Genomic DNA, 10,536 nt, shown 5'->3' on the forward strand with positions numbered 1-10,536 from the left:
AAAAAATACTCATTCTTGCGAATGAGTATTTCTTTGATTATATTCTTTTTAATCACCGTTCAGCTTGTCTTTAAGTCGTTCAAAGAATCCCTTGCCTTGCGGAGTGATTGATTCGCCACTAGCCTTAACAAAGTCAACCAAAGCTTGTTTTTGAGCTTCATTAACTTTCTTTGGAATCTTAACTTCCACAGTAGTGACTTGATCACCATTGCCACCGCCACGAATGTAAGGCACGCCTTCACCGCGAAGGGTAAACTTTTGGTTTGGCTGTGTTCCAGCTGGAATCTTTAAATTCTTTTCACCATGCACGGTCTTAACTTTGATTTCGTCGCCTAAAGTTGCTTGCGCAAAGGAGATTGGAACGGTTGTGTAAATTGTATTGCCACGTCTTTCAAAGTCCTTAGAAGGCTTAATCCGGTAGCTAATGTACAAGTCACCGTAAGGGCCGCCGTTCTTGCCAGCTTCACCCTGACCTTCATAGCGCAATTGCTGACCATTATCAATGCCAGCTGGAATATCAACTTCAAGAGTATTCTTTGCTTCAACTGTTCCTTTACCATGACAGGTCTTGCATGGATGTTCAATAATAACACCCTTGCCTTGACACTTGTCACAAACAGTTTGTCGTTGCAACATTCCAAAAACTGATCTCTGAGTAATAGTCATATAGCCAGTACCATGACATTTATCACAGATAATTGGATGGGTTCCTTTTTCAGCACCAGTACCATGACAGGTTTGACAAGTTTCGCTGCGATTGTATGAAATTTGCGTCTTTTTACCATTAATGGCATCCATAAAGTCAATGGTTAAAGTGTAATTCAAATCTTCACCACGTTGCGGTGCAGTTGGATCTACTTGTTGACGCTGGCCAGCACCACCACCGAAGACATCGTTAAAGAAATCTTCGAAGTCGCTAAAGCCACCGAAGCCATGGCCACTATAAGCACCTTGAGCGTCACCGCCAAAGCCACCTTGACCGTTAACGCCAGCAGAACCAAATTGATCATATTGTGCCCGCTTTTGCTTATCATGCAAAACTTCATAGGCTTCATTGACCTGCTTATACTTTTCTTCAGCGCCTGGTTCATGGTTTAGGTCTGGGTGATACTTTTTGGCTAATCTACGATATGCTTTATTAATTTCCTGTTCACTGGCATTTCGATCAACACCGAGAACTTTGTAGTAATCTTCTTGTGCCAAAATTTAAACTCCTCACTATTGAAAAGAAAAGAACTACCCTTAAGCAGTTCTTTTCTTAATAGGCTATTTAAATTATAAACCCTTTTACTTATTTGGGTCTACTTTGTGGAAACTACCATCTTGGGCACCGCCATCGTTGCCACCATTTGGATTGCCACCTTGTGGGCCTTGAGGACCTGCTTGTGGCCCTGCTTGACCTTGAGCACCTTGAGCTCCACCATTTTGTTGGTAAAGCTTAACGGCTAAATCTTGGGCAGCCTTAGACAAAGCATCTTTCTTTTCTTTCATTTCATCTAAGTTGTTGTCCTTTTGAGCCTTCTTCAATGCTTCAAGTGCATCTTCAACTGGTTTGCGGTCGCTGTCTGACAACTTGCCTTTAGTTTCTTTCAAAGTCTTGTCAGTAGTGAAGATCAATTGATCAACTTCATTTCTAAGGTCTGCTTCTTCCTTACGCTTCTTATCTTCCTCAGCGTGTTCTTCAGCATCCTTTTGCATCTTCTTGATTTCTTCTTCAGACAAACCGGATGAACTCTTAATGGTAATCTTTTGTTCCTTACCAGTACCCATATCCTTAGCAGATACATTTACGATACCGTTCTTGTCGATATCGAAGGTAACTTGAATTTGAGGAACACCACGTGGTGCAGGTGGAATGTCAGTTAATTCAAAGCGGCCAAGCGTCTTGTCATCTGCTGCCATTGGACGTTCACCTTGAAGTACGTGAATATCTACGGCTTGTTGGTTATCTGCTGCAGTTGAGAAGATTTGACTCTTTGAAGTTGGAATAGTAGTGTTTCTATCAATTAACTTAGTAAAGACGCCACCCATGGTTTCAATACCAAGTGACAATGGAGTAACATCAAGCAAAACGATGTCCTTAACGTCACCTGAGATAACACCACCTTGAATAGCTGCACCCAAAGCAACAGCTTCGTCAGGGTTGATTGAGTGGTCAGGTTCCTTGCCAGACCATTCCTTAACAGCTTTTTGAACGGCTGGAATACGAGTTGAACCACCGTTTAAGATAACCTTGTCGATGTCATTTACAGTCAAGCCGGCATCCTTTAAAGCGTTGTCAAATGGGATCTTGGTCTTTTGTACCAAGTCATCAGTCAATTCATCAAATTTAGCACGAGTTAAATCAGCTTCAAGGTGAAGTGGACCTGATTCACCGGCAGAAATGAATGGAAGAGAAATGTGAGTTGATGATACGCCTGACAAGTCCTTCTTAGCCTTTTCTGCGGCATCCTTTAAACGTTGCATTGCCATCTTATCCTTAGACAAGTCAACGCCATTTTCATCCTTAAAGTTTTGGATCAACCAATCCATGATGGCTTTATCAAAGTCATCACCACCAAGGTGAGTATCACCGTTAGTTGACAATACTTGGAAGACACCGTCGCCTAATTGAAGGATGGAAACATCGAAAGTACCACCACCAAGGTCGTAAACCAAAACTTTTTCATCTTGGTCCTTGTTAAGGCCAAAGGCTAAAGCTGAAGCAGTTGGTTCGTTGATAATTCTCTTAACGTTCAAGCCAGCGATCTTACCAGCATCCTTAGTAGCTTGACGTTGTGCATCGTTAAAGTAAGCAGGAACAGTAATAACAGCGTCTGTTACTTTTTCACCCAAGTAGTCTTCTGAGAACTTCTTGATGTATTGCAAAATAAAGGCTGAGATTTCTTGTGGAGTGTATTCCTTGTCACCAACCTTAACTTTGTAATCAGCTTCACCCATGTGACGCTTAATTGAAACAATAGTGTTTGGGTTGGTAATTGCTTGACGCTTTGCAACGTCACCAACTTGAATATCGCCATTCTTAAATGCAACTACAGAAGGAGTAGTACGATTACCTTCTGGATTAGTGATAATTTTTGGTTCTTTACCTTCAAGTACTGCAACTGCTGAGTTGGTAGTACCTAAGTCAATACCAATAACTTTTGACATAAGTTAAATCCCTCTCTTCTATTGTGCAACTACAACCATTGCTGGTCTAAGTGTACGGTCTTTATATTGATATCCCTTTTGTAAAACCTGAACAACGTGGCCCTTTTGATCATCATCTTTAGCAGCAACTGTTTGAACAGCTTGATGCAATGTCGGATCAAATTCTACGCCTTCAGCATCGATCTCAACGATGCCATGGGATTTCATGGCTTTTACAAGTGAATCCAAAGTCATTTGAACACCCTTTTGGAGTTGCTTAGAAGCATCATCGTCAGCTTTTACGCTTAATGCTCTTTCCAAATTGTCCACGGCTGGCAAAACATCTTTTGCCAAGCTTTGTGATTCATACTTGATAAGTTGAGCTCTTTCCTTTGAATAGCGGTTTTGAGCATTTTGAATCTCAGCTACGCTACGCAGGTATTTATCTTCAAGTTCCTTATTCTTTTCTTTCAAGGCAGCAATTTCAGCTTCTAGCTTTTTAACATTATCATAGGCCTTCTTTGCTTCGCCCTTTTTCTTCTTATCTTCAGGCTTAGCTTTTTTAGGAACTTCTTTATCCTTATCCAAGTTCTTTTCACTTGGAAATTCTTCTTTACTCACGGCTAACCTCCTTTATTGTCTATTGAAATTTTACATAATAATCGAGCAATTTCTTGGCTAGCTCGTTTCTAAAGTATTCAAGCAAACCGATCATTTGTGAATATGGCATATTGGTTGGCCCCAGCAAAGCGATTGTGCCTTTGCCGTGATCACCAACGCTGTATTCTGCAGTCAACAAACTATAATTTTTAATCAATTCATTTGGAAGTTCTGAACCCAGTCTTACTTGAACCGGATATTTGCTGTCCTTTTCTGGACTGCAATTTAATAATTCAGAGATCAGATCATTGTGATCAACTAATTCATATAGCGAACGCAAATCTTTAACATCATTTTCAGAAGCATTACTCAAAAGATTAATTCGGCCATCGACATACATTTGCTCGCTGGCTGCATCTTTGATCACATCTTCAACTAATGATGATAGTTCGCCGGCATGCTCACCACCAACGCTCTTTGAAGACAAAGCCTTCAGCAAGCTTGGCGTTACTTCTTTCAATCTTTTGCCAACTAGCTGATCATTGATCATTCTGACTGCTTTTTCAATTTCATCGCCATGAACATTGTGCGGTAAAGCATAAATCTGATTTTGTACATTGCCATCGCTGGTGACCAAGATCGCCATAATTTGGCGATTAGAAAGAGGCACTATTCTAAAGCCCGTAATCGTTACATCGTGACTTTCCGGTCCTTCTGCAAAAGCAGTGTAATTGGTCAGATCTGAAAGGATTTTTGCTGCTTCCTGCATAATTTCATTGACTTGATGAAATGGTCGATCTAATTGATCAACTATTTGATTGTAAACTGATTCAGAAAGCTGCAACGGTTCAACCAAATTATCAAGATAATAACGATAACCATCACTAGAAGGAATCCGGCCGCTGGAAGAGTGCGTTTTTTCAATTAAGCCTTGGGCTTCCAGTACTGCCATTTCGTTTCTAATCGTGGCACTTGATACTTTGATTGGTAGCTGTGTCATCACGGTTTTTGAACCGACAGGTTCGTTAGTACGCGTGAAGTCCTGAATGATTGTTTTTAGTATTAATTCTTGACGCTCGGTCAACATAAACATCGCCCTCACTTTTAGCACTCGTATCTCTCAGGTGCTAACAAATTATATTATACTAAAAACTAGCAGTATTGCAACACGAGTGCTAATTTTCTTTAGACTTTTTTATAAGTTAAAGTTTTAAGATGAATCCGACGTCTTGTCACCTGCTGAATAAAGTACTGGTCGTGTTCAACCAATAGCATAGCTGGCTTATTTTCCTTAAGCAGTTTAATCAATTGATCCTGATTAAAAACGTCAAGATAATTTGCCGGTTCATCCCATAAATATAAGTCAGCTGGTTCAACTAATGATTTAGCTATCGCAACACGCTTTTGCTGACCCATGCTCATCTCTTCAATCTTGGTAGAAAAACTTTCTCTTGGAAAACCCATCTTCTTGAGATTATTTAGCAGCTCTTCATAAGAAATTTTTTGCTTATTTGCAAATTCTTTCAAAGTCCCAGTATACTCAGTAAAATCCTGTGGCAAATACGAAATCGATAGGCCGTTTGTAAGCTCAAACTTGCCTTGATAACTGACGTTCCTTGCCTGTCCCAGTAGCAGCTTTAAAAACGTTGATTTACCCGAGCCATTTTTGCCTTCAAGCGAAACTACACAATGATTTTGGACTACCAAGTTTAAATCCTGGAAAAGCTTCTTTCCTTGGATTTCTAAATTTAGATGCTGCGTTTCTAACAAAGTTTTATGATAATTCGGATGAAAATTCATTGTTAAGTCTGGCACATCTTCGATGTTGGTCATGAGGCCTTTTTTCTCATTAAGTGCTTTGTCCATTCGGTGCTCAACATTTTTAGCTTTACGCATCATTTTTTCTGCAGCATGACCAATTGCTCCTTTGTTCAGTCTTGTTCTTCTATTAAGAATGTGTTGTGTTTTCATTCCACAGTACTTTTGGGCTTCGATACTATCTGACCAATTATTAAACTGAACGCTCTTATTATTTAAAGATTTGATTTTGCCTTTCAGCTTGGCATTCTTTTCACGGTTAAATTCATCGCGCTTATTTTTCGTATCCTCATAAGCAGCATAATTACCCTGATATAAATGAATTTCAGTATTTTCAATAGCCAAGATATGGTCGGTCACCTGATTCAAGAAATCACGGTCGTGGCTAACAACGATATAACCCTTATCATGCTTCTTAAGATATTGGGCAACCTGCTCGCGGCTATCCTCATCCAAATGATCAGTTGGCTCATCGATTAATGGAAAAGCATCCTTATTAGTAAATGACAAAGCGAGTAATACCTTGGTCTGTTCGCCACCGCTTAAAGTATCAAAAGGTTGCCAAAGCAGATTGGGATCAGCATCCATCAAGTTTAATTCACGTTCAAGTTTCCACTGTTCAAAAGAGGTTTGATCTTGTAATTCATACAAAGTAATATTGTCAGGATTATTTATTTCAACAGGAAAATATGAAAAACTGAGCTTACTTTGAATCTGACCTAAACCTTTCATTTTACCTCTCAGCAAATTCAAAAAAGTAGTCTTGCCTCTCCCGTTTCGACCTACTAAACCTAATTTCCAACTGCTATCCAAATTCAAATTTAAGTCATTAAAAATATTGTCACTGGAATCTTCATATCTAAAAGAAAGTTTTGTAATCTTTATTGTGCTCATCAAATCACCTCACGCAAAAAGAGAGTCTGCACCTCCAGCAAGCACAGACTCTCTCATTCTTTTCGTATGAAAAAAAGAAGCATCCCGTCTACGTTTAATCTTGCCAAAAGTGCATAGTATCTCCTTAATTAAAAGAATTAAATTCAACTATGCTTTGATTGCAAGATTAAAGACGCAACGGCGATCCTTCTTTCTAAAATTAAATTTCACTTGATGTGTTAAATATACCAACTTATCAATTATTTATCAAGATGATTTGCAAAATAAGCTTTAATTCCGGTTTGATCCTTCTTGAGCTGCTCCTTCAAAGCGGCCAAACTATCGAATTTGATTTCACCCCGAGTGTATTTATACCATTTGATTTCCATCGGTTTCCCATACACATCTTCATCAAAGTCAAAAATATTCGATTCAATATAGATGCGCTTTTCTTGTCCGATTGTCACATTATAGCCAACACTCGTCATTGATTCGTACCATTGGCCGTTAACTTTCGTTCTGGTAGCATAAACTCCAATTTTGGGAATTGCCTTTTTATTTTGCCAGACTAAATTTGCAGTTGGAAAGCCCAACTTATGACCATTGCGTTTACCATGACCAATAATTCCACTCATCACGTAATGGTGACCCAATAGATCATAGGCCAATTCCATTTTGCCTTCATTAATGGCCTTGCGGATTTCAGTTGAGCCGATCTTTTTGCCATCAAAAGTTTGTTTTGGCACCTTTACGATTTCAAAGCGCTTTTTAGCAAAAACAGGCAAATTATCCATATTAGCAACGTCTTTAGGACCATAAGTATAATCAAAACCGGCAACAACCGTTTCAGCATTTAACGCTACCAATACATGATCGACAAAGTCTTGCCCTGAAATTTGAGAAAATTGCTTCGTAAATTTCATGACTAAAAAGTAGTCAACACCTAACTTGGCCATCTTTTCTGCTTTTTCATCAACGGTATCGATGTATTGAAAAGCATGATCATCAGCATACACTTCCACCGGATGACGGTCAAAAGTCATTACCGCTAATGGCAAGTGTTTTTCTTCCGCAATATTTTTAGCAACGTTAATCAGATGCTGATGTCCTAAATGCACGCCATCAAAAAAGCCCAGCGCAAGCACGATTTTACTTTTAGCAATCTTGTCTTCTACCGGATAAGTTAAATTTACAACTTTCAAGATGGCCTCCTACTTTTATTCATTTGCCAATAACATTAAATCAGGTCGATAACCATGCGTAGTTTGTTGATATATTGCCTTAACTTTTCCATTGTAGCGTAAAGCCACTTTTTTTGCATCAGTCTTTAATTCAATTGTTGCCCCATTTTTGACTTTAAGCCATTTGCCAAAAGATAAGTCAATTGTCTCGTAATCTTTAAAAAAGGCATCAATCGGCTGAATCAGCTTGCTTGCGTTTTCGGGGTCGGACTCAATCTTAGATAATTTTACCGCCTGACTGAGATCAAAACCAGAACTGCCTGTCCTTCTAAGATAAGTCATAACAGCTGGTTCCTCTAATTTTGCGCCTAAATCATTAACCAAGCTTCTGACATAAGTGCCTTTGCTGCATTTGACTTCAAAATCGAAGCTTTCCTGGCCTTTTTCTTGATCAAACAGCGGCTGATTCAGCAATTGATATCTGTCTATCTTAACGGTTCTTTTCGGTCTTTCAACTTCTATGCCTTCGCGAGCATATTCATATAAGTGTTTACCGTTAACTTTGACAGCTGAATAAATTGGTGGCACTTGCTCGATTTCACCTAAAAAGCTATTCATTGCAGCTTGAATTTGCTCTTTGCTAAATGGTCTTTCCAACTTCTTTTCTTGCAAAATCTTACCATCGGTATCATATGAATCAGTACAGTAGCCAAACAGGCCTGTTCCTTGATAAGTTTTTGGTCTGGTATGCATCAACTCGATCAACTTGGTGGCCTGTCCAATGGCAATTGGCAAAACGCCGGTTACTTCTGGATCTAAAGTTCCCGCATGACCGATCTTTTTAATGTGCAGGGCCTTGCGCAAATGATAGACAACATCGGCACTGGTCATCCCCTGATCTTTATCGATTACTAAAATTCCGTTTAACATTGTTTACCCTTTTCCAAGAAAAAAAAGCGCCTAACGGCGCTTCTTTATTATTTGTTCCGCTCAGCATCTTGCTTTTTAACTTCAGCAATCAAACGGTCAATCTTTGAACCGTATTTGACTGAATTATCATGTTTAAAGATAAGTTCAGGCACTTTGTAGACAGTCAGTACTTGTCCAAGTAAATGACGCATCATGCCCTTAGCTTTCTCTAAGCCTTCAGCAACTTCTTGCTCTTTTTCTGGATCTTCAGTCAAAAGGCTGTAGTAGACAGTTGCATATGATAAATCATTCGTACACTCAACCGCAGTGATTGTAACTTCACTAAGACGGGGATCACGAATGTTCTTTTGCAAGATCTTAGTTAGTTCGCGAAGTATTTCTCCTTCAACTCGACCAATTCTATGTTTCATTTTGTCCTCCCTAAAAATTACTTAGGTTCAACTTGTTGCATTTCGTAAACTTCGAATTCGTCGCCGACTTTAATATCGTTGTAGTCCTTGATTGTTAAACCACAATCGTTTCCTTGCTTAACTTCCTTGGCGTCATCTTTGTAACGCTTAAGTGAAGCAATTTCACCGTCATACTTAACAATGCCATCACGAATAACTCTAATCTTTGAATCATTCTTGACAACACCCTTATCAACGAAGGAACCAGCAATTGTACCAACTTTAGAAACTTTCCAAGTTTCACGAACAGTAAGGTTACCAATGACCTTTTCTTCGTAAGTTGGTTCAAGCATACCCTTCATAGCGGCAGTTACGTCATCAATTGCCTTGTAAATGACACTGTACAAGCGAATGTCAACGCCATCAGTATCAGCTTGTGATTTTGCCGTTGGAGTTGAACGAACGTTGAAACCAATGATAAAGGCATTTGAAGCACTGGCTAAAGTTACATCAGATTCATTAATGGCTCCTACGCCTGAGTGAATGACATTTACTCTTACGCCTTCAACGTTAATCTTTTCAAAGGATTGTTGCAATGCCTCTACTGAACCTTGAGCATCGGCCTTAAGAACGATGTCAACTTCCTTCATGTTCTCCTTCTTCATCGTATCGAAGAGGTTGTCAAGAGTAACGTGAGTAACATTTTCCCGTTGCTTTTGCAAAGCTTGTTGAGCTCTTTCTTCACCAACTTGACGAGCAGTCTTTTCATCATCGAAGACAACCATCTTATCAGCGGATTCAGGTACATCGTTCAAGCCAGTAATTTCAACAGGCATAGATGGAGTTGCCTTCTTAACTTGGCGACCACGATCATTAGTCATTGTTCTTACACGACCAAAGGTGTTACCAACAACGATTGGATCACCAACATGAAGCGTACCTTCTTGAACAAGAATGTCGGCAACTGGACCGCGTCCACGGTCCAAACGAGCTTCAATAACAGTCCCGATTGCCTTTTGCTTTGGATCAGCCTTAAGTTCCATCACATCTGATTGAAGCAAAATCATTTGAAGCAAGTCATCAACGTTTTGACCAGTCTTAGCTGAAATATCAACGAAGATTGTGTCACCACCGTAATCTTCTGGAATTAAACCATACTTCATCAATTGTTCAGTTACGTGTTGTGGGTTGGCACCTGGAACATCCATCTTGTTAATAGCAACAATAATTGGAACATTGGCACTCTTAGCGTGGTCGATCGCTTCAATGGTCTGTGGCATTACCCCGTCATCGGCAGCAACAACCAAAACAACGATATCAGTAATTTCAGCACCACGTGCACGCATGTTAGAGAAGGCTGCGTGTCCTGGAGTATCCAAGAAAGTGATCAAACGGTCATCAAGACGAACTTGATAAGCACCGATCTTCTGAGTAATACCACCAGCTTCGTGAGCAGAAACATGAGTATGACGCAAACGGTCAAGCAAAGTAGTTTTACCATGGTCAACGTGACCCATGATAGTAATTACTGGTGGACGCTTAACTAAGTTCTTTGACTTCTTAGTTGCTTCCATTTGCTTATCGTAAAGCTTGTCAATATCAGAAATATCTTCATG

At 39.6% G+C, this 10,536-nt stretch carries 9 protein-coding genes; all 9 read right to left on the reverse strand.

The genetic code is table 11. The features are described from left to right. Positions 1-48: 48 nt before the first annotated feature. Positions 49-1,203 carry a molecular chaperone DnaJ gene (gene dnaJ, locus HMPREF0493_RS06030; protein ID WP_006352449.1) on the reverse strand — a complete coding sequence of 385 codons (1,155 nt, stop codon included), beginning with the start codon at positions 1,201-1,203 and terminating at the stop codon, positions 49-51. A gap of 84 nt (positions 1,204-1,287) precedes the next feature. Further along, on the reverse strand, positions 1,288-3,150 hold the full coding sequence (dnaK, locus tag HMPREF0493_RS06035) for a molecular chaperone DnaK (RefSeq protein WP_006352450.1): 1,863 nt from the start codon (positions 3,148-3,150) through the stop codon (positions 1,288-1,290). An 18-nt stretch (positions 3,151-3,168) separates the two neighbouring features. Beyond that, complete coding sequence (gene grpE, locus HMPREF0493_RS06040) at positions 3,169-3,750, reverse strand: nucleotide exchange factor GrpE (RefSeq protein ID WP_006352451.1); 582 nt, start codon at positions 3,748-3,750, stop codon at positions 3,169-3,171. A 19-nt stretch (positions 3,751-3,769) separates the two neighbouring features. Beyond that, positions 3,770-4,816 carry a heat-inducible transcriptional repressor HrcA gene (hrcA, locus tag HMPREF0493_RS06045; protein WP_040457324.1) on the reverse strand — a complete coding sequence of 349 codons (1,047 nt, stop codon included), beginning with the start codon at positions 4,814-4,816 and terminating at the stop codon, positions 3,770-3,772. 98 nt (positions 4,817-4,914) lie between these two features. Continuing rightward, positions 4,915-6,441 carry a ribosomal protection-like ABC-F family protein gene (gene abc-f, locus HMPREF0493_RS06050; protein WP_006352453.1) on the reverse strand — a complete coding sequence of 509 codons (1,527 nt, stop codon included), beginning with the start codon at positions 6,439-6,441 and terminating at the stop codon, positions 4,915-4,917. Between the two features lie 239 nt (positions 6,442-6,680). Beyond that, positions 6,681-7,622, reverse strand: a complete 942-nt coding sequence (gene ribF, locus HMPREF0493_RS06055) for a riboflavin biosynthesis protein RibF (protein WP_006352454.1) — start codon at positions 7,620-7,622, stop codon at positions 6,681-6,683. A gap of 15 nt (positions 7,623-7,637) precedes the next feature. Next, on the reverse strand, positions 7,638-8,531 hold the full coding sequence (truB, locus tag HMPREF0493_RS06060) for a tRNA pseudouridine(55) synthase TruB (RefSeq protein ID WP_006352455.1): 894 nt from the start codon (positions 8,529-8,531) through the stop codon (positions 7,638-7,640). Positions 8,532-8,578: 47 nt separating this feature from the next. Continuing rightward, entirely contained in the window at positions 8,579-8,941 is a 363-nt protein-coding gene (locus HMPREF0493_RS06065) for a ribosome-binding factor A (protein ID WP_006352456.1), read from the reverse strand. A 17-nt stretch (positions 8,942-8,958) separates the two neighbouring features. Next, the coding region (gene infB / locus HMPREF0493_RS06070) for a translation initiation factor IF-2 (RefSeq protein ID WP_006352457.1) at positions 8,959-10,536 on the reverse strand (1,578 nt) is incomplete at its 5' end.

Origin of the sequence: Lactobacillus amylolyticus DSM 11664 (assembly GCF_000178475.1) — a bacterium.
Lineage (GTDB): Bacteria > Bacillota > Bacilli > Lactobacillales > Lactobacillaceae > Lactobacillus > Lactobacillus amylolyticus.